The 20,401-nt window shown below is 70.8% G+C and carries 14 protein-coding genes; 11 read left to right on the top strand and 3 right to left on the bottom strand.

The genetic code is table 11. From position 1 onward, the window contains the following. Positions 1-19: 19 nt before the first annotated feature. Positions 20-1,189, top strand: coding sequence for a helix-turn-helix domain-containing protein (locus tag HWX09_RS22975; protein WP_230469153.1), 1,170 nt, complete (start codon positions 20-22; stop codon positions 1,187-1,189). A gap of 64 nt (positions 1,190-1,253) precedes the next feature. Here the strand turns inward: HWX09_RS22975 and HWX09_RS22970 are convergent, their stop codons facing one another. Further along, positions 1,254-2,438, bottom strand: a complete 1,185-nt coding sequence (locus HWX09_RS22970; RefSeq protein WP_027785976.1) for a sugar transporter — start codon at positions 2,436-2,438, stop codon at positions 1,254-1,256. Positions 2,439-2,645: 207 nt separating this feature from the next. On the opposite strand from HWX09_RS22970, the gene HWX09_RS22965 reads away from it, so the two are divergent. Then, complete coding sequence (locus HWX09_RS22965; protein ID WP_027785977.1) at positions 2,646-3,320, top strand: HAD family hydrolase; 675 nt, start codon at positions 2,646-2,648, stop codon at positions 3,318-3,320. Between the two features lie 3 nt (positions 3,321-3,323). Here HWX09_RS22965 and HWX09_RS22960 read toward each other — a convergent pair whose 3' ends face one another. Together HWX09_RS22960 and HWX09_RS22955 are read right to left on the bottom strand one after the other, a co-directional pair. Beyond that, positions 3,324-4,031 carry a succinate dehydrogenase/fumarate reductase iron-sulfur subunit gene (locus HWX09_RS22960; protein ID WP_027785978.1) on the bottom strand — a complete coding sequence of 236 codons (708 nt, stop codon included), beginning with the start codon at positions 4,029-4,031 and terminating at the stop codon, positions 3,324-3,326. An 87-nt stretch (positions 4,032-4,118) separates the two neighbouring features. Then, positions 4,119-4,361, bottom strand: a complete 243-nt coding sequence (locus tag HWX09_RS22955; RefSeq protein ID WP_027785979.1) for a DUF6566 family protein — start codon at positions 4,359-4,361, stop codon at positions 4,119-4,121. Positions 4,362-4,538: 177 nt separating this feature from the next. Here HWX09_RS22955 and HWX09_RS22950 point away from each other — a divergent pair, with 177 nt between their 5' ends. The 9 genes from HWX09_RS22950 (at position 4,539) to glgX (ending at position 20,401) form a co-directional block, all read left to right on the top strand. Further along, positions 4,539-5,234, top strand: a complete 696-nt coding sequence (locus HWX09_RS22950; RefSeq protein WP_027785980.1) for an MgtC/SapB family protein — start codon at positions 4,539-4,541, stop codon at positions 5,232-5,234. Next, entirely contained in the window at positions 5,231-5,569 is a 339-nt protein-coding gene (locus tag HWX09_RS22945; protein ID WP_027785981.1) for a hypothetical protein, read from the top strand. Before HWX09_RS22950 ends, HWX09_RS22945 begins: the two co-directional genes overlap by 4 nt. Then, positions 5,566-7,764 (top strand): VTT domain-containing protein, encoded by a 2,199-nt coding sequence (locus HWX09_RS22940; RefSeq protein ID WP_027785982.1) that lies wholly within the window; start codon positions 5,566-5,568, stop codon positions 7,762-7,764. The genes HWX09_RS22945 and HWX09_RS22940 overlap by 4 nt, the downstream gene beginning before the upstream one ends. Then, positions 7,755-8,555 (top strand): endonuclease/exonuclease/phosphatase family protein, encoded by an 801-nt coding sequence (locus HWX09_RS22935; protein WP_027785983.1) that lies wholly within the window; start codon positions 7,755-7,757, stop codon positions 8,553-8,555. The genes HWX09_RS22940 and HWX09_RS22935 overlap by 10 nt, the downstream gene beginning before the upstream one ends. 28 nt (positions 8,556-8,583) lie before the next feature. After that, a complete protein-coding gene (locus HWX09_RS22930; RefSeq protein WP_027785984.1) occupies positions 8,584-9,087 on the top strand; it encodes a phage protein NinX family protein in 504 nt (167 codons plus the stop codon). A gap of 160 nt (positions 9,088-9,247) precedes the next feature. Further along, a complete protein-coding gene (locus tag HWX09_RS22925) occupies positions 9,248-12,640 on the top strand; it encodes a maltotransferase domain-containing protein (RefSeq protein ID WP_027785985.1) in 3,393 nt (1,130 codons plus the stop codon). Further along, positions 12,640-16,050: a maltose alpha-D-glucosyltransferase gene (gene treS / locus HWX09_RS22920; protein ID WP_027785986.1), complete on the top strand. Its 3,411-nt coding sequence runs from the start codon at positions 12,640-12,642 to the stop codon at positions 16,048-16,050. Before HWX09_RS22925 ends, treS begins: the two co-directional genes overlap by 1 nt. Continuing rightward, positions 16,047-18,254: a 1,4-alpha-glucan branching protein GlgB gene (glgB, locus tag HWX09_RS22915; RefSeq protein ID WP_027785987.1), complete on the top strand. Its 2,208-nt coding sequence runs from the start codon at positions 16,047-16,049 to the stop codon at positions 18,252-18,254. The genes treS and glgB overlap by 4 nt, the downstream gene beginning before the upstream one ends. A gap of 32 nt (positions 18,255-18,286) precedes the next feature. Then, positions 18,287-20,401 (top strand): glycogen debranching protein GlgX, encoded by a 2,115-nt coding sequence (gene glgX / locus HWX09_RS22910; protein ID WP_027785988.1) that lies wholly within the window; start codon positions 18,287-18,289, stop codon positions 20,399-20,401.

Below are 20,401 nucleotides of genomic sequence, written 5' to 3'. Positions count from 1 at the left end.
GACCCAACTGGAGCGCAGCGTGAACCCAGCCCCCGAATCCGTTTCACGGCCGGTCGACCTCGACCGGCTCCGCGCCCGCTTCGCCGCGGGCGAGCCGCTGCCGGACACGGCGTTGCCGGCCAGCGTCGCGCGCTCGTGGCTGCGTTCGCGCGACGCCGGGCTCCGGCCCTGGCAAACCGCCCGCTATGAAATGCAGCGCGAACTCGACGAATCGCGCGCGGACCGGCGGCTGACCCGCTGCGTCGCGCAGGAAATCGAGCCGCTGTGGGCCGCATTCGGCGGCAGCGAATGGACGATCATGTGCGTCAATCCGCACGGCACGATCGTCCATGCGCGGCGCAGCCCGCAATGCGACGACGCGCTGCTCACGCCGATCGTCGCCGGACGCCGGATCGTCGAACCGAACATCGGAACGACCGCCCCGAGCTGCGTGATTCACGACGGCGCCGAAACCGTCGTCGCGGGCGCGCAGCACTATCTCGACGAGTTTTCGCGGGTGTTCTGTCTCGCGGTGCCGCTGGTCGGCTTCGACGGCGAAGTGATCGGTGCACTGGATATCACCGGCATCGGCCGGCGCAACGTCGCGCAGCTGCGCGAGCAATTCCGGCACGCGTCGCTGTCCGCCGAGCAGCGGCTCTATGCGATGCTGCGCGACTGCCATCTGCTGCAGGTGCAGCATGACGCACGCTGGCTCGGCACGCCGCTCGCGGGCGTCATTGCGCTCGACGAAGCGGGCCGCGTGCGCGCGGTGAGCCGGCTGGCGCGCCGGATACTCGATCTCGCGCCGGAAGGGCCGCTCGGGCCATGCGATCTCCGCCAACTGTTTCCCGGCGCGACGCCCGCGCAGCAGCGCCGTTTGCTGACACCGGCGCGCACGCCGCAGCGGATCGCGCGCGACGATGGTAGCCACGTATGGGTGCGCACCGTACGTGCGCCGCTCGACCGGGCGACGGCCGCGCGTCAGGCCGATGTGCTCGAACAAGCCGCCGACGTATGCAACATGGCGCCAGCCGCCGGTCCGCAGGCGAGCCTGCACGAACAGTCGCTCGATGCGATCCGCCGGGCGCTCGACGAGCACGACGGCAATGTGTCGGCGGCCGCGCGGCAACTCGGCATTTCACGCACGACGCTGTACACGAAACTTCGTCAGCTCGATGCGGCGGGGATCCGGCACGACGGGTCGCATTGACGATTCGGGATGCAGCAGCGGGCCCTGATGGCCAGCGCAAGCCCGCAATCAGCGGGAAGAGGCCTTAAGCCACTCCCCGCCGCGCATGCAGCCGCAACGCGAGCCACGCGATCCCGGCCGCGAACGCGCCGACCACGCCGCCGAAGGTGCCGATCCACGGCAGCCCGAAGTCGCCCGCGATATGGTTGCCGAGCAATGCGCCGGCGCCGATGCCGACGTTGTACAGCCCGGAGTAGATCGATACGGCCAGGTCGGTCGCCTCGGGCGCCAGCTTCAGCACCCATGCCTGCATCGCCAGCCCGAAACAGACGATCGCGCCGCCCCACACCAGTGTGTGCACGGACAGCGTGACGATGTTCAGCGCGCTCGGGAACAGGATCAGCAGGCAGCCCGACAGCGCGACGATCGACGCCAGCAGGAAATCGTCGGGCCGGTGCGGATAGATCCGATTGAAGCAGATCGCGGCCGGCAGGCCGGCGACGCCGAACAGGATCAGCACGTACGTGATCCGGCTGCTGCTCGCATGGTTGACGCTCTGCACGAACGGTTCGATGTACGTGTACGACGTGAAATGCGCGGACACGACGAGCACGGTGATCGCGTACAGCGCGACCAGCGCCGGCTTGCGCAGGAACACGCCGATGCTGCTCAGCGACCCGGCGCCCTGGCTCGGCAGCAACGGCAACGTGGCGCGCAGCAACAGCAACGCGACGCCCGCCGCGCCCGCGATGATCAGGAACGTGACGCGCCAGCCGAACGCCTCGCCGATCACGCGGCCGAGCGGAATCCCGGCCACCATCGCGATCGCCGAGCCCATCGCGAGCAGGCTGAGCGCACGGCTCTTGCGGTCGCTCGGTGCGAGCCGCACGGCGAGCGGGACCGAAATCGACCAGAACACCGCATGCGCGCACGCGATGCCGAGCCGGCCGATCATCAGCACCGTGAAATTCCACGCGACGCCGGTCACGACATGGCTGCCGACGAACACCAGCAGCGCCACGCTCAATAGCTTGCGGCGCTCGACGTGACGCGTGACGAACGTCAGCGGCAGCGATACGACGGCAACGGCCCACGCGTAGATCGTCAGCATCAGGCCGACCGCGGTCGGCTGCATCTGCAGACTGTCGCCGATCGCGCTCAACAGCGCGACGGGCACGAATTCGGTGGTATTGAAGATGAAGGCGGCGAGTGCCAGGGCCAGCACGCCCCACCACGATTGTTCGGAACTGACGGCGTCGGGGGTTGCCATACGGGAATTCGGCGAAGGTTGGGCGCGCGCGGGCGGCCCGCCCGGCGCATCGGCGCGATTGTACCAGCGCCGTTCGGCACGCTGCCGCCGGGCGCGGTGCGTGCGACGCGGGACATGGCGGTGACACGGCCGCGCGCCGATAATGTGACGAATCGGGTTTTGCCGACGATTTGATTTGCCCGAACGCCATCGGGCCAGGAGATTCACATGCGCATTGAAACGTCATTTCTGTTCGACCTCGACGGCACGCTCGTCGACAGCGTCTATCAGCACGTGCTCGCGTGGAAGGAAGCGCTCGATGCCGAAGGCATCGAACTGTCGGTGTGGCGCATCCACCGCAAGATCGGGATGAGCGGCGGCCTGTTCCTGAATCAGCTGCTGCGCGAGACGGCCGGCGACATCGACGCCGAGCGCGTCGAGCGGCTCGCCCGGCTGCATGCGGCCGCGTACCAGCGGCTGCGCGCGCAGGTCCGGCCGCTGCCGGGCGCGCGCGAACTGCTGGCCGCGCTGTCGAACGCGGGCATTCGCTGGGCGATCGCGACCAGCGGGCGGATGGAAACCGCGGCGATCAATCTCGAGGCGCTCGGCGTCGATCCGGCGAAGAACGTGGTCGTCACGCGCGATCAGGTGAAGTACGCGAAGCCGGACCCGGACCTGTTCCTGACCGCCGCCGCGAAGCTGAACGTGCCGATCGAGCATACGGTGGTGGTCGGCGACAGCATCTGGGACATGCTCGCCGCCGCCCGCTGCCGCGCGCTCGGCGTCGGCCTGCTCTCGGGCGGCTACGGCAGCGACGAACTGGAACGCGCGGGCGCGTTGCGCGTGTACGACGATCCGGCGGACCTGCTGTGGCACCTCGACGAGGTGGCCGCGCGGCCGTAACCGCTACACCGTCCGCCTGACCAGCATCGTCCGGATCTCCGAAATCGCCTTCGTCGGGTTCAGCCCCTTCGGGCACACGTCCGTGCAGTTCATGATCGTCCGGCAACGGAACAGCCGGTACGGATCCTCGAGATCGTCGAGCCGCTCGGCGGTCGCCAGATCGCGTGAATCGGCGATGAAGCGGTACGCCTGCAGCAGCCCGGCCGGCCCCACGAACTTGTCCGGGTTCCACCAGTAGCTCGGACACGACGTCGAACAGCATGCGCACAGGATGCATTCGTACAACCCGTCGAGCTGGTCGCGCTCTTCCGGCGACTGCAGCCGCTCGCGTGCGGGCGGCGTCGTGTCGTTGATCAGGTATGGCCGGATCGAGTGGTACTGATTGAAGAAGTCGGTCATGTCGACGATCAGGTCGCGCACCACCGGCAGCCCCGGCAACGGCCGCAGCACGATCTCGCGCGGCAGCGTCTGCATGTTGGTCAGGCACGCGAGGCCGTTCTTGCCGTTGATGTTCATCGCGTCCGAGCCGCAGATCCCCTCGCGGCACGAGCGCCGGTACGCGAGCGTCTCGTCGTCGCGCTTCACGCGGCCGAGCACGTCGAGCAGCATGCGGTCGGCCGGGTCCACGTCGATCTCGTAGCGCTGCAGGTACGGCCGCGCGTCGCGGTCGGGGTCGTAGCGGTAGATATGCAGAGTACGCGGATCGCTCATCGGTTCCTCCCGGCGCGGGCCGGCATGGGTTCACGGGGGTGCGGCGGAGTGCCGTCGCGGCACACGGCGTTGCAAGCGCCATACCGGTCAGTCGTCGTCCACGCGCTTGTCGATCAGATAGCGGCCGCGCTCGACGCCCGCGCGCAGCGCCTCGACCTCGGTCAGCCATTCGGGGCCGGCGGCCTCCGGTACAAGCAGTTCGATGCGCTCGCCGGCGACGTACACCTGGACCTCGTCGCGCCATGCGCCTCGCTCGTTGGGTCGCGCCCATACGAGGATTTCGTGACCGCGATACGGGTCCCGAACCTGTGCGTCCTCTTGATGTGCCACGGTGGCCTCCTGTCTTATCTGCGATGGCGATGCAAAAAATGCGCGCCGCCTGGGCGCCGCGCACGCCGTCGGCCTCGTGCGCACGCGGCGTGCCCGGCCGGCACGCTGCTTGCGTCCCTTTTCCGCATCGAACCGTTACCGGGCCCGCATCGTGCAGGGCCGGAAGGGATGCACATCATGATCGGCCACCTCGAACTACTGGGACGCCTGCTGCTGGCCGCGCTGCTCGGCAGCGTGATCGGGCTCGAACGCGAGCGCCTGAACTGGGCCGCAGGGCTGCGCACGCACATGCTCGTGTGCGTGGGCTCCGCGCTCGTGATGCTGGTGTCGACGTTCGGCTTCGAGGACGTGCGCGGGCAAAACGGCGTCGTGCTCGATCCGTCGCGGGTCGCCGCGCAGGTGGTGTCCGGCATCGGCTTTCTGGGCGCGGGCTCGATCCTGCTGCGCGGCGAAATGGTGCGCGGGCTGACGACGGCCGCGAGCCTGTGGGCCGTGGCCGGCGTCGGGCTCGCCGCGGGAGGCGGCATGGTGGTTGCGTCGATCGGTGCAACCGCGATCGTGCTCGTGATCCTCGCGGGCGTGAAGCCGCTCGAGCGCCGCTTCATCGCGCAGCGCCAGCAGCGCACGCTGCTGCTCGTGGCCGAGCGCGGCGGCCTGACGCTCGGCACGCTGCACGAAGCGCTCGGCCCCGGCCGCGTGCGCGTGAAACGATTCATCGTCCAGCAGTCGGACGACGATCCGGACACCGACGACATCTCCGTGTCGTTCTCGCGCACCAGCGGACCGGAATTCGCGGCAATTTGCGAGACGCTGCAAAACATCGCGTGCGTACGGACCTGTCAACCCGACACCTCGTCAAGGAGTTTCGTGTGACCCAGACCGACCTGCTCTCCTACCTCGTGACGAGCCAGCTGGCCGCGCGCATGCGCGGCGGCGCGTGGCTCACGACCAGCCAGCTGGTCGGCGCGTTGCGCGCGTGGCTCGCGTGCCGGCACGCCGAATGCGACTGGCTCGACCGGATCAGGATCGCGCAAGCGTCGGCGACGATCGCGCAGGAGATCTACGAACTCGCGGTCGCGCGCGGCGATCCGCACAGCGGCGAACGCGTGCGGCTCGATGCGCATTCGCCGGAACTGCAGGCGCTGCGCGCGCGCTGCGATGCGCTGTTGCAGCGGATCGACGGCGACCGGGACGTCGGCGCCCGATGATCGTGCCGGATCGCGCGACCCACGCCGACGACCGCCTGCTCGACGCCGCGCCGGCGCACGGGACGCCGCGGCACGGCCTGCTCGAACGCGGGCGCAATTGCGACACGATCCGCGGCGCGGACCGCTTCGCGATGCTGGTCGACGGCGACGCGTACTTCTCGACATTGCGCGCCGCGCTGCTGCGCGCGCGCCATACGGTGTTCATCGTCGGCTGGGACGTCGACAGCCGGATGCGGCTCGCGCCGGGCGGCGCCGACGACACGTTGCCCGACACGCTCGCGGCCTTCCTGCACGCGCTCGCGTCCGCCCGCCACAACCTGCGCATCTACGTACTCGCGTGGGACTTCGCGATGATCTACGCGCTGGAGCGCGACTGGCCGCCCGTGTATCGGGCCGGCTGGCGCGCGCATCGCGGCATCCGGTTCCGGCTCGACGATGCGCACCCGCGCGGCGCGTCGCATCACCAGAAGCTGGTCGTGATCGACGACCGGCTCGCGTTCGTCGGCGGCCTCGATCTGACGCGCGCCCGCTGGGACACGCCCGCGCATGCGGCCGACGACCCGCGCCGCCGCGACGAGCACGGCATGCCGTACGGGCCGTTCCACGACGTGCACGCGATGTTCGACGGCGACGCCGCCGCCGCGATCGGCGAACAGGCGCGGGCTCGCTGGCTGCAGGCATGCGGGCGCCCGATCGCGATCCGCGCGCGGCGCCATCTCGACCGGGCGGACGACGAGGATCCGTGGCCGCCCGACGCGCGCGTCGACGTGCGCGACGTGCGGCTCGGCATCGCCTATACGGCGCCGCGCCACGGCGGCCGCGAGCCGGTACTGCAGGTGCGCGCGCTCGTCGAGGACGCGATCCGCGCCGCGCAGCGGCACCTCTATGTCGAAAACCAGTACTTCACCGCGGCGGTGGTGCGCGAAGCGTTGTCCGCCCGACTCGCCGACGCGCACGGGCCGGACGTGACGGTCGTCGCCCCGCGCGTGCAGAGCGGCTGGCTGCAGGAAGCGACGATGGGCGTGCTGCGCGCGCGGCTGCACGCGACGCTCGCGGCGGCCGACCGCTTCGACCGCTACCGGCTGCTGTATCCGCACGTCGACGGGCTCGGCGACGCGTGCGTGAACGTGCACAGCAAGGTCGCGATCGTCGACGACGAATGCATCGTGATCGGCAGCGCGAACCTGAACAACCGCTCGATGCTGCTCGATACCGAATGCTGCATCGCGCTCGTCGCGGCCGGCGACGCACGCATTCGCGGCGCGATCGCCCGCATGCGCGAGCGGCTGCTGGCCGAGCATCTCGGCACGACGCCCGATGCGGTGGCCGACGCGTTCGCGTGCGGGGAGCGGCCGAACGTCGTCCTCGACCGGCTGCGCGCGAAGCCGGGCCGCACGCTGCGCACGCTCGACCCGGCCGTGTCGCCGCAATTCGAGGCGCTCGTGCCGGTCAGCGCCCGGCTCGACCCCGAGCAGCCGATCGAGCCGGACCGGTTCGTCCGCGAATTCGTGCCGCACGAGCAGCATCGCTCGCTCACCGCGCGCTTTTTCGTGCTCGGGGCGATCGTGCTCGCCATCGCCGCGCTGGCGCTCGCGTGGCGCTTCACGCCGCTGGGCGAGCACCTGAACGTCGCGTCGCTGTCGCACGCGCTGGCCGGCATCGCGCGGCTGCCGGCCGCGCCGGCGCTGCTGCTCGCGGCCTACGTGGTCGCGGCGACCTTCGCGGTGCCGATCACGCTGCTGATCGCCGCGACGGGGCTCGTGTTCGGCGCCTGGCCGGGCTTCGCATATGCGGGCATCGGCTCGATGGCGGCCGCCGCCGCGACCTACGCGCTCGGCCGCTGGCTCGGGCGCGACGCGGTGCGCCGGCTCGCCGGCCCGCGCGCGAACCGGCTGAGCGAGCACATCGGCCGACGCGGCGTGGTCGCGATGGCCGTGCTGCGGCTGCTGCCGATCGCCCCGTTCACCGTCGTGAACCTCGTCGCCGGCGCGTCGCACATCGGGCTGCGCGACTTCCTGATCGGCACCGCGCTCGGGATGCTGCCCGGCATCGTGCTGACCGTTACGTTCGCGCACCAGTTGACCGCCGCGCTCAGCCATCCGGGGCCCGGTGCATTCGCGTGGCTCGCGGCGATCGGCCTCGTGCTCGTCGGCGTGTCGATCCTGCTCGTGAGGGTGCTGCGACGATGGCGCTGAGCACACACGCGGCCCCGCCGCCGCACGTCGTCACCGCCGACGCGGCGCCCGCCGCCGCGCCGGGCGGGCGCGACCTGCGCATCGCGACCTACAACATCCGCGGCGGGGCCGGCGTATGGTCGGCGCGCGCGGCCGACCGGATCGCGGCGGTGATCGACGAACTCGACGCGGACGTGATCGCGCTGCAGGAAGTGCCGCTCGGCGGCACGCGTGCGCCGGACGTGCTCGCGCACCTGCGCGACGCGACCGGCATGCACGCGGCGGCCGGGCCGACGATCGACACGCCGGAGCGCCGCTACGGCAACGCGGTGCTGTCGCGCTGCCCGATCCGCGCGGCGCGCACGCTCGACCTGTCGTTCCACCCGCGCGAGCCGCGCGGCGCGCTCGATGCCGACATCGACTGCGGCGCCGGCACGATCCGCGTGGTCGCAACCCACCTCGGGCTGTCGGCCGGCGAGCGCAGCGCCCAGGTGCAGCGGCTGCTCGCGGCGTTCGACACGGGCGCGATGCCGGTGATCCTGCTCGGCGACATCAACGAATGGTTCGTGCGCGGCCGTGCGCTGCAGGCGCTCGTCACGCGGTTCCGGCGCGCGCCTGCGCCGCGCACGTTCCCGACCGTATGGCCGGTGTTCTCGCTGGACCGGATCTGGATCCATCCGGGCGAGCTGCTGGTCGACGTGGTCGTGCACCGCAGCGCGCGGGCGCGGCACGCGTCCGACCACTACCCGCTGGTGGCCCGGATGCGGGCGCCGCTCGCCACGCCCGCGATGGGCACGGCGCTTGCGCGGTAAGCTTTTTTCGATCCGACGGAGCCAGCAGATGCGAACCGACGCACTCGACGGAAAGGATCTCGATTACTGGTGCGCACGCGCGTTGTGCGCGGATGACGAAGACACGCTGCGCTTCACGGCCGTCGCGCCCACCGTCGTCGTGACGGCCGCGTGCGACGCGCTCCGGCACCTCGATGCGCCGTTCGCGCCTTCGGCCTCGTGGGCCGATGCGGGCGCGGTGCTCGATCGCGTGACCGATCTGCGGATCGCCAGCCATGGCGCCGACGTCGAATGCGACGCGACCTTCGTCGACGGTCCGTCGACCTGCGGCGCCCGGGGCCACACCGCGCGCGAAGCGCTGCTGCGCGCGTTCGTGCGCGCGCGCTTCGGCGACGAGGTGGACGAGCCGCCGCCGTTCCCGCACCGGATCGAACACGGCACGGTGGTGCGGTATGACCCGGGTGTGCCGATTCCGGACACGGACGGCGATCCGGCGGCCGGCGACCCGGCCATCGGCGAGCATTCGGATATTCGGTCGATACCGCGCATGTGAGTGCAGGCGCGGGTCCGGCGGTCATGTAAAAACGACAGTCCCCTTCGTCCCCTTCAAACCGCATTCCCGCGGACGCCCCGCCCCGCCGGTGGTCGCGCGGCAGGCACGCACGTTGCGACGCACCGGCTTTACCGCTCCCGCCACCCGCCCGCCCCACGCCATGGACTCCACACCGCCGTTCGCTCCGCACCTCTACTTCTGCGACGCCCGCCTCGTGGGGCCGCTCGACGCGTGGCCGCGAACCTTCGCGCATATCGCCGGCATGGGCTTCGATCACGTGCTCGTCGGTGCATTCTGGGCCGCGAGCGTCGCCGGCTTTCCGCGCCACGTGGCCGATTTCCGGCGGCCGGCCCAGTCGTTCGCGACGCGTGCGAGCGCGCTCGAAACCTTCTCGCGGCTCGCGCAGCTTGCGAAGGGCCACGGGCTGCGCCTGCTGCTCGAAGTCGTGCCGGATCGCATCGCGCGCGAGAACCCGCTGCGCGCCGAGCATCCCGACTGGTACGTCGAGCACACGCACGACGACGCGCTGATCGATCCGCGCGGCACCGCGCACGCGCTGGACATCGCGCACGCGAACGCCGGCGATGAAGCGGCGCGCGACGCGCTCTCGGCATGGTGGTGCGCGCATCTCGCGACGTTCGCCGACGGGGGCGCGGCCGGCTTCCTGATCGACGCCCCCCATCATCTGCCGGCCGAATGGTGGCCCGGCTGGCGCGCGGCGCTGCGCCGTGCGCGCCCGGATGTCGCCGTGCTCGCCGGGGTGCCCGGCCATGCGCGCGACGCGCTCGCGCAGTTCGAAACCGCCGGGTTCGACGCGGTGTTTTCATCGGTGCGCTGGTGGGATCTGCACGCGCCGTGGTTCGCGGACGAACACCGGCTGCTGCGGCGCATCGGCGCGCCGATCGCGTTTCCCGATGCGCCGGACGGCCCGCGTCTCGCCGACGACTGGCCCGACGCATCGGACGACACCCTTGCCCGCGCGTATCGCCGCGCGCTCTGGACGGCCGCCGCCGTCGGCACCGGCTGGCTCGTGCCGATGGGCTTCGAGCGCGGCGTGACGGTGCCGCTGATGGCCCGCGACGCGGATGCCGAACGCTACCGCGCCGCATTCGAGCACGCCCGTTTCGACCTGTCGGGCGCGATCGCCAACGCAAATGCATGGCGCCGCGCCACGCCCGTCGTGGCGGCTCGCGGCGAAATCGCGCAACTGAGCGCGCCGGGCGCGAATGCGACCGTGCTGCTGCGCGGCACCGGGCCGTTGCTCGAACACGACGACGCGGCGTTGCTGATCGCGTTGAACCCCGATCTCGACGCGCCGGCCACGGTCGACCCCGCGACGATCCTGCCCGGCGTGCCCGGCGGCTTCACGCGCGTCGTCACGCAGGACGGCGCGCGAACGCATCCGCCGGCCGCGCTCGAGCCGTTCACGCTCGCGCCCGGCGCGTATGCGCTGCTGCACGCGTGGCAGGCGCCGCCCGTCACGACGCGCCCCGACGCTGCGCGCGAGCGCACCGTGCTGTCGGCGGCGCTCGCGGGCGACCGGATCGCGATCGAGCGCGTCGAGCCGTCGGTCGACGACGGCCGCTTCGCGATCAAGCGGGTGATCGGCGAGCCGCTCGTCGTCCGTGCGTCGATCTTCACGGACGGGCACGCGCATCTGGCGGCCATGCTCCAGTGGCGCGCCGCCGACGAGGACACCTGGCGCGAAATACCGTTCGAAGCCGAGCCGAACGACCGTTGGCATGCGCGCGTCATGCTCGACCGGCTCGGTCGCCATGAATTTCGGGTGATCGCGTGGCGCGACGACTGGGCGTCGCTGGTCACCGACATCGCGAAGAAGCGGGCGGCCGGCCAGGACGTGACGCTGGAGGTGCGCGAAGCGCAACTGCTGCTCGCGACCGCGCTGAAGCTCGCCGAGCCGGCCGATCCGCGCGCGGTCAAGCAGATGGAGCGGCTCGCCGCCGAGCTCAAGGACGCGTCGCCCGACGAGCGCCTCGCGCGGATCGGCGCGCCCGCGCTCGCCGATGCGTTCGCGGCGCTGCGCTACCGCCCGTTCGTCACGCACGACGCGACGACCTACCCGGTCGAGGTCGAACGCCGCAAGGCGCGCTTCTCGAGCTGGTACGAGATGTTTCCGCGCTCGGCGAGCGACGATCCGCACCGGCACGGCACGTTCGACGACGTGATCGGCCATTTGCCGCGCATCCGCGACATGGGTTTCGACGTGCTGTATTTCCCGCCGATCCACCCGATCGGCACGTCGGCCCGCAAGGGCCGCAACAACAGCCTGACCGCCGGCCCCGACGATGTCGGCAGCCCGTACGCGATCGGCTCACCCGACGGCGGGCACACGGCCGTGCATCCCGAGCTCGGCACGCTCGAATCGTTCCGCGCGCTGATCGACGCCGCGCGCGTGCACGGGCTCGACATCGCGCTCGATTTCGCGATCCAGTGCTCGCCCGACCATCCGTGGCTCGCCGCGCATCCGGGCTGGTTCGCGTGGCGGCCCGACGGCTCGCTGCGCTTCGCGGAGAATCCGCCCAAGCGCTACCAGGACATCGTGAACCCCGATTTCTACGCGCCGGACGCGCTGCCCGACCTGTGGCTCGCGCTGCGCGACGCGGTGCTGTTCTGGGTCGACGCGGGCGTGCGGATCTTCCGCGTCGACAACCCGCACACGAAGCCGCTGCCGTTCTGGGCATGGATGATCGCCGACGTGCGCGGCCGGCATCCGGACGTCGTGTTCCTGTCCGAGGCGTTTACGCGGCCGGGGATGATGTACCGGCTCGCCAAGGTCGGCTTCTCGCAGTCGTACACGTACTTCACGTGGCGCGAGTCGAAGCGCGACTTCATCGACTACCTGACCGAACTGACGGCCGGCCCCGCGCGCGAATTCTTCCGGCCGAACTTCTTCGTCAACACGCCCGACATCAACCCGCGCCACCTGCAGAACGCGCCGCGCTCGCAGTTCGTGATCCGCGCGGCGCTCGCGGCGACGCTGGCCGGCTCGTGGGGCCTGTACTCGGGCTTCGAGCTCGGCGAATCGGCGCCGCTGCCGGACAGCGAGGAATACGCGAATGCCGAGAAATACGAGCTGCGCGCGCGCGACTGGAGCAAGGCCGCGCACATCGGCACGGAAATCGCACGGCTGAACCGCGCGCGGCGCGATCACCCGGCGCTGCAGACTCATCTCGGGCTCACGTTCGTCGATGCCGACAACGACTCGGTGCTCGTATTCATGAAGGCGACGCCCGCGTTCGACAGCGTGGTGGTCGTTGCAATCAGCCTCGACCCGTGGCATCCGCAGGCCGCGAACTTCACGCTCGATGCGGCGCTGTGGCGCGGCCTCGGGCTGGTCGACGGCGAACCGCTCGATGCGCTCGAACAGGACGCCGCGCATGCGCAAACCTGGCGCGGCCGTCGCCAGTACGTCTCGCTCGATCCGCACGTGCGGCCGTACGCAATCTGGCGGCTCGCGCCGTCTCCGGGCGCCGCGCGGGCGGCGGCGCCCGCACCGGACGACGCCCGACACTCCTCGGGAGCCCACGGATGATGAAACGCGAAGATTCCCTCGACGACGTACGGCGCGCGCAGTTCCCGTCGCTCGCGCCGGCCGGCACGCCGCGCCGGCGCCGCGCGCGCCGCCGCGAACCCGCGCTCTGTGCGGACGATCCGCTGTGGTACAAGGACGCGATCATCTACCAGGTGCACGTGAAGTCGTTCTACGACTCGAACAACGACGGCATCGGCGATTTCCCCGGCCTGATCGCGAAGCTCGACTACATCGCCGAACTCGGCGTCGACACGATCTGGCTGCTGCCGTTCTATCCGTCGCCGCGCCGCGACGACGGCTACGACATCGCCGACTACCGCGACGTGCATCCCGACTACGGCACGCTGGCCGACGTGCGGCGCTTCATCCGCGAGGCGCACGCGCGCGGCATCCGCGTGATCGCCGAGCTCGTGATCAACCACACGTCGGACCAGCACCCGTGGTTCCAGCGCGCGCGCCGCGCGAAGCCGGGCTCCACGCATCGCGACTACTACGTGTGGTCCGATACCGACACGAAATACGCGGGCACGCGGATCATCTTTCTGGATACCGAAACGTCGAACTGGACCCACGACCCGGTGGCCGGCCAGTACTACTGGCACCGCTTCTATTCGCACCAGCCGGACCTGAACTTCGACAACCCGGCGGTCGTGCGCGAAGTGATCCAGGTGATGCGCTTCTGGCTCGACCTCGGCATCGACGGGCTGCGGCTCGACGCGGTGCCGTACCTGGTCGAGCGCGAAGGCACGAACAACGAGAACCTGCCGGAAACGCACGCGATCCTGAAACGGATCCGCGCGACGATCGACGCCGAGTATCCGAACCGGATGCTGCTCGCGGAAGCGAACCAGTGGCCGGAAGACGTGCAGGAATACTTCGGCAACGAGGACGAATGCCACATGGCGTTCCACTTCCCGCTGATGCCGCGCATCTACATGTCGATCGCGAGCGAGGATCGCTTCCCGATCCTCGACATCATGCGGCAGACGCCGGCGCTCGCGCCGAGCAATCAGTGGGCCGTGTTCCTGCGCAACCACGACGAGCTGACGCTCGAGATGGTCACCGATTCGGAGCGCGACCTGCTGTGGCAGACCTACGCGAGCGACCGCCGCGCGCGGCTGAATCTCGGCATCCGGCGCCGGCTCGCGCCGCTGATGGAGCGCGACCGGCGCCGCATCGAGCTGATCAATTCGCTGCTGCTGTCGATGCCCGGCACGCCGGTGATCTACTACGGCGACGAGCTCGGGATGGGCGACAACATCCACCTCGGCGACCGCGACGGCGTGCGCACGCCGATGCAGTGGTCGTCGGATCGCAACGGCGGCTTCTCGCGCGCCGACCCGGAAATGCTCGTGCTGCCGCCGGTAATGGGCTCGCTGTACGGCTATGACGCGATCAATGTCGAGGCGCAGACGCGCGATCCGCATTCGCTGCTGAACTGGACGCGGCGCATCCTCGCGACGCGCCGCGCATCGCAGGCGTTCGGGCGCGGCACGATCCGCTTCCTGCGGCCGGAGAACCGCAAGGTGCTCGCGTACCTGCGCGAGCTGGACGGCCACGAGCCGGTGCTGTGCGTCGCGAACCTGTCGCGCGCGTCGCAGGCGGTCGAACTCGACCTGTCCGAATTCGCGGGCCGCGTGCCGATCGAGATGACGTCCGATTCGCCGTTTCCGCCGGTCGGCCAGCTCCCGTATCTCCTCACCTTCCCGCCGTACGGGTTCCTGTGGTTCGTGCTCGCCGAGCATGGCCGCGAGCCGTCGTGGCGGCAGCCGCACGCGGAGCCGCTGCCCGAATACGTGACGCTCGTGATGCGGCGCGGCGATACGCGGCCGGACGTCTCGCAGCTGCACGCGCTCGCGCACGACGCGCTCGCGTCGTGGCTCGCGCGGCGGCGCTGGTTCGCGTCGAAGGATCGCGCGATCGGCGACGCGTGGCTGAACGTCGTCACGCCGGTGCCGGATGAATCGTTCCAGTATGCGGAGGCGTGGGTGTCCGCGAGCGACGGCCGCGTCGAACGCTATGTGGTACCGCTCGCGGCCGCCTGGGGCGGCGAGACGTCCCATCCGTTGTTCGCGCAGCTCGCCCTGGCGCGCGTGCGGCGCGGCCACACGGTCGGCTACCTGACCGACGCGTTCGCGCTGCCGGCGTTCGCGCGCGGAATGCTGCGCAAGCTGCGCGACGGCGCGACGGTGCCGACGTCCGACAGCGGCCGGCTCACCTTTCTTCCGGAAGACGCACTCGTCGGGCTGGACCCGGGCGACGACGCGGAAGTGCGCTGGCTCGCGGCCGAGCAGAGCAACAGCTCGCTCGTGATCGGCGACGCGATCGTGCTGAAACTCGTGCGCAAGGTCGCGCACGGCATTCATCCGGAAGCGGAAATGAGCCGGCACCTGACGCGCATCGGTTATGCGAACACCGCGACGCTGGCCGGCGAAGTCGTGCACGTCGATCCGGACGGCACGCCGCACACGGTCGCGATCCTGCAGCGCTACGTCGACAACCAGGGCGACGCATGGACGCGTTCGTTCGACTTCCTGCGTCGCGCGATCGACGAGCTGGCGCTGCCGGCCGCGGGCGATGGCGAGGCCGCCGAGACGGAGGAAGAGCCCGATGCGCTGCTCGGCTACGCGGCGTTCGCGGGCATCATCGGCACGCGGCTCGGCCAGTTGCACGTCGCGCTCGCGCAGCCGTCGGACGATCCCGCGTTCGCGCCGGAGCGCGCGACGCCCGAGCACGTCGACGGCTGGTGCGTGGACGCGATCGCGTCGTTCGAGCATGCGCTCGACGTGCTGCGCACGCGGCTCGACGCGCTCGATGCGGCCACCCGGGCGTCGGCCGACGCGCTGCTCGCGTCGCGCGACGCGGCCGTGCGGGCGCTCGGCGAACTCGTGCCGCGCACGCTCGATGCGCAATGCACGCGGATTCACGGCGATTTTCATCTGGGCCAGGTGCTCGACGTGCAGGGCGACGCGTTGCTGATCGACTTCGAAGGCGAACCGGCGCGCCCGCTCGAGCGGCGTCGCGCGAAATCGCATCCGCTGCGCGACGTGGCCGGCCTGCTGCGCTCGCTGTCGTACGTGAGCGCGACCGCGCAGTTCGCGATCGAAAAAGCGCCGCCGCAAGCCGCCGGCCGCAAGCGCGCGCTGTTCGACCGCTTCGGCCAGGCCGCCGCCGACCGCTTCGTCGAATGCTATCGCGCGGCCGCGGACCTCGCGCCCGCGCGCTTCGTCGACCCGCGCTACGCGGACCGCCTGCTCGCGCTGTTCCTGATCGACAAGGCGTCGTACGAGCTGTGCTACGAGGCCTCGAACCGGCCCGACTGGCTGAGCGTGCCGGTCGGCGGGCTCGCGGCGCTGGTCGAGCGCCTGCTCGGCGACGGCGCGCTGCCCGACGACGGAGGAAACCCATGACCGACACGCTGTTCGAACGCGCCGATATCGATGCACTGCTCGCCGGCCGCCATCCCGACCCGTTCGCGTGCCTCGGGCCGCACGAACAGGCCGACCGGATCGTCGTGCGGGCGCTGCTGCCCGGCGCCGAACGAGTACGCGCGCTGTCGCCGGACGGCGCCGAACTCGGCGCGCTCGCGTGCATCGATCGCGCCGGCTGCTTCGCGGGGACGATCGCGCACGACGGCGGCTGGCCCCATTACCTGCTCGCGATCGACTGGCCGAACGCGCACCAGGTGACCGACGACGCGTACGCCTTCGGCACGCTGCTCGACGACGCGGCGCTCGCGCGCTTCTCGGCCGGCGACCCGGCCGCCGTGCTCGACTGCCTCGGCGCGACGCCCGTGCGCGTCGGCGATACCGACGGCGTGCGCTTCGCGGTCTGGGCGCCGACCGCGCAGCGCGTATCGGTGGTCGGCGATTTCAACGGGTGGGACGGGCGCCGCCATCCGATGCGGCTGCGACGGCCGTCGGGCGTGTGGGAGCTGTTCGTGCCGGGCATCGGCGCGGGCGAGCGCTACAAGTACGAGCTGCGCGCGGCCGACGGGCGCGTGCTGCCGCACAAGGCCGATCCGTGCGCGCGCGCGACCGAGGCGCCGCCGCGCACGGCGTCGGTGGTCGCCGACGTCGCGGCGCTCGACGCGTTCGCGTGGCACGACGACGGCTGGATGCATGCGCGGCCGCGCACCGATCGCTATCGCGTGCCGTGGTCGATCTACGAGGTCCATCCGGAGTCGTGGCAACGCATCCCCGAGGAAATGGAGCGCAGCGCGACGTGGGACGAGCTGGCGGAGCGGCTGATTCCCTACGTCAAGGGAATGGGCTTCACGCACGTCGAATTCATGCCGATCGCCGAATACCCGTTCGGCGGCTCGTGGGGCTACCAGCCGCTCGCGCAGTTCGCGCCGTCCGCGCGCTTCGGGCCGGTGGACGGTTTCGCGCGGTTCGTCGATCGCGCGCATGCGGCCGGCATCGGCGTGATCGTCGACTGGGTGCCCGCGCATTTTCCGAACGACGCGCACGGGCTCGCGCAATTCGACGGCAGCGCGCTGTACGAGCACGCCGATCCGCGCGAGGGGATGCATCCCGACTGGAACACCTGCGTGTTCAACGTCGGGCGCACGGAGGTCGGCGCGTTCCTCGTCGCGTCGGCGCTCGCGTGGGCGCGCCGCTATCACGTCGACGGCATCCGCGTCGATGCGGTCGCGTCGATGCTGTACCGCGACTATTCGCGCAAGGAAGGCGAATGGGTGCCGAACGTGTACGGCGGCCGCGAAAACCTCGAATCGGTCGCGTTCCTGCGCCGGTTGAACGACACGCTGCACGGTGCGGACGCGCCGGCCGGCGTCGTCACCGTCGCGGAGGAATCGACCGCGTGGCCGGGCGTCACCGCGCCGACCGGCGACGGCGGGCTCGGCTTCGACTTCAAGTGGAACATGGGCTGGATGCACGACACGCTCGCGTATCTGCACGAAGACCCGATCCACCGCCGCTATCACCACGACCGGATGACGTTCGGGCTCGTGTACGCGTTCTCCGAGCGCTTCGTGCTGCCGCTGTCGCACGACGAGGTCGTGCACGGCAAGGGTTCGCTCGTCGCGAAGATGCCCGGCGACGCATGGCAGCGGCTCGCGACGCTGCGCGCGTATTTCGGCTTCATGTGGGCGCATCCCGGCAAGAAGCTGTTGTTCATGGGCAGCGAATTCGCGCAATGGGCCGAGTTCGCGCACGATGCGACGCCGCACTGGGACTTGCTCGACGCGCCCGCGCATCGCGGCGTGCAGCGGCTCGTGCGGGACCTCAACCGCGCGTATGCGGCCGAACCGGCGCTGCATGCGCTCGACTGCCATGCGGCCGGATTCTCCTGGCTGATCGGCGACGACCGCGACAACAGCGTGTTCGCGTTCGTGCGCCGCGACGATGCGGGGCGCCTGGTCGTCGCCGTCTGCAACTTCACGCCCGTGCCGCGCGCCGGCTATCGCCTCGGGTTGCCCGCGGCCGGCCAGTGGCGCGAACTGATGAACACCGATGCCGCGACGTACGGCGGCACCAACGCCGGCAACGACGGCGCCGTGTGGGCCGAAGCCGTGCCCGCTCACGGCGAGGCGTGGTCGGCAACCTTGCGCCTGCCGCCGCTCGCGACCCTGTGGCTGACACCTGCCTGATTTCCCGCGCCTTCGACACGGAGATCCGCCCCATGCCGACCGCCCTGCCTGCCCGTCTCGACCCTGGCCGCTGCTACCCGCTCGGCGCCACTTGGGACGGTCTCGGGACCAACTTCGCGGTATTTTCCGCGCATGCGCAGCGCATCCAGCTGTGCGTGTTCGATCCGACCGGCCGCAAGGAGCTCGCGCGCCTCGACCTGCCCGAATGCACCGACGAGGTGTGGCACGGCTACCTGCCCAACGCGCATCCGGGCACCGTGTACGGCTTTCGCGCGGATGGCCCGTACCAGCCGCAACACGGCCACCGCTTCAATCCGACCAAGCTGCTGCTCGACCCGTACGCGCGCAAGCTGGTCGGCCATTTCCGCTGGTCGGACGCGCTGTTCGGCTATCGCGTGCATTCGAACCGGGCGGACCTGTCGATCGACCGCCGCGATTCGGCGCCCGCGATGCCGAAGGCCGTGGTCGTCGACGAGGCGTTCGACTGGAGCACCGACCGCCGGCCGAACGTGCCGTGGCGCAGCACCGTGATCTACGAGACCCACGTGCGCGGCGCGTCGATGCGCCGCGCCGGGCTGCGCCAGCCGGAGCGCGGCACGTTCGCATCGCTCGCGCATCCGGCGTTCGTCGATCATCTGCTGTCGATCGGCGTGACGACGGTCGAGCTGCTGCCGGTTCATGCATTCCTGCAGCAGCGCGCGCTCGTGCATCGCGGGCTGCGCAACTACTGGGGCTACGACACGGCCGCGTTCTTCGCGCCGGAACCCGCGTACCTCACGACGCGACGGCTCGACGAAATGCGCATCGCGATCCGCCAGCTGCATGCGGCCGGCATCGAAGTGGTGCTCGACGTCGTCTACAACCACACGTGCGAAGGCAATCAGCTCGGGCCGACGCTGTCGTGGCGCGGCCTCGACAACGCGAGCTATTACCGGCTGCGGCCCGACGATCCGCGTTACCACGTCGACGAAACCGGCTGCGGCAACACGCTGAACATGTCGCATCCGCGCGTCGTGCAGATGGTGATGGACTCGCTGCGCTACTGGGCGACCGCCTTCAACATCGACGGCTTCCGCTTCGATCTCGGCGTGACGCTCGGCCGCGAGGATCACGGCTTCGAGCCGGGCGCGGGGTTTTTCGACGCATTGCGGCAGGACCCGGTGCTCGCGCAGCGCAAGCTGATCACCGAGCCGTGGGATCTCGGCCCCGGCGGCTATCAGCTCGGCCGCCATCCGCCCGGCTTCGCCGAATGGAACGACCGGTTCCGCGACACCGTGCGGCGCTTCTGGCGCGGCGACGCCGGACAGCGCCCGGAACTGGCCGCGCGGCTGTCGGGCTCGGCCGACCTGTTCAACCACGGGCGGCGCCGCACGTGGGCGTCGGTCAATTTCATCACCGCGCACGACGGCTTCACGCTGGCCGACCTCGTGTCGTATGCGGGCAAGCACAACGACGCGAACGGCGAGGACAACCGCGACGGCCGCGACGACAACTGCAGCGCGAACTGGGGCGCCGAAGGGCCGACCGACGACAAGGCGATCCGCGCCGTGCGAGGGCGCATCGCGCGCTCGATGCTCGCGACGCTGTTTACCGCGCTCGGCACGCCGATGCTCGTGGCCGGCGACGAATTCTGCCGCACGCAGCACGGCAACAACAACGCGTATTGCCAGGACAACGAACTGTCCTGGCTCGACTGGGAGCTGGCGCGCAGCGACGACGGCGTGCAGATGACGCGCTTCGTGTCGCGGCTCGCCGCGCTGCGGCGCATGTATCCGGTGATGTCGGCGCCGCGCTATCCGTCGGGCGACCGCGACGGCGCGCCGGGCATGCGCGAGATCGGCTGGTTCGACGAACGCGGCGACGCGCTCACCGTGCCCGCATGGGAAGACGGCGAAGGCCGCGCGCTGACGATGCGGCGTGTCGGCACCGGCCGCACCGGCCGCACCGAGGCATTGCTCGTGATGCTGAACGCATCGGCCGGGACCATCACGTTCAAGCCGCCGGCGCCCGTGCTCGAGTACCGCATCCTGGTCGATACCGCGACACCCGACGCCGGCCCGCGTTCGTGGCCGGAAACCGGGCTCGACGTCGCCGCGCACACGGCCGTGATCGCGGTCGCGGCCGTGCCGCCCGATCATCCTTCCTGA

The organism is Burkholderia sp. BCC1208, assembly GCF_902833095.1.
GTDB lineage: Bacteria > Pseudomonadota > Gammaproteobacteria > Burkholderiales > Burkholderiaceae > Burkholderia.
The sequence above is the reverse complement of the archived record's forward strand: the minus strand, read 5'-3'. Positions and strand labels throughout refer to the sequence as shown.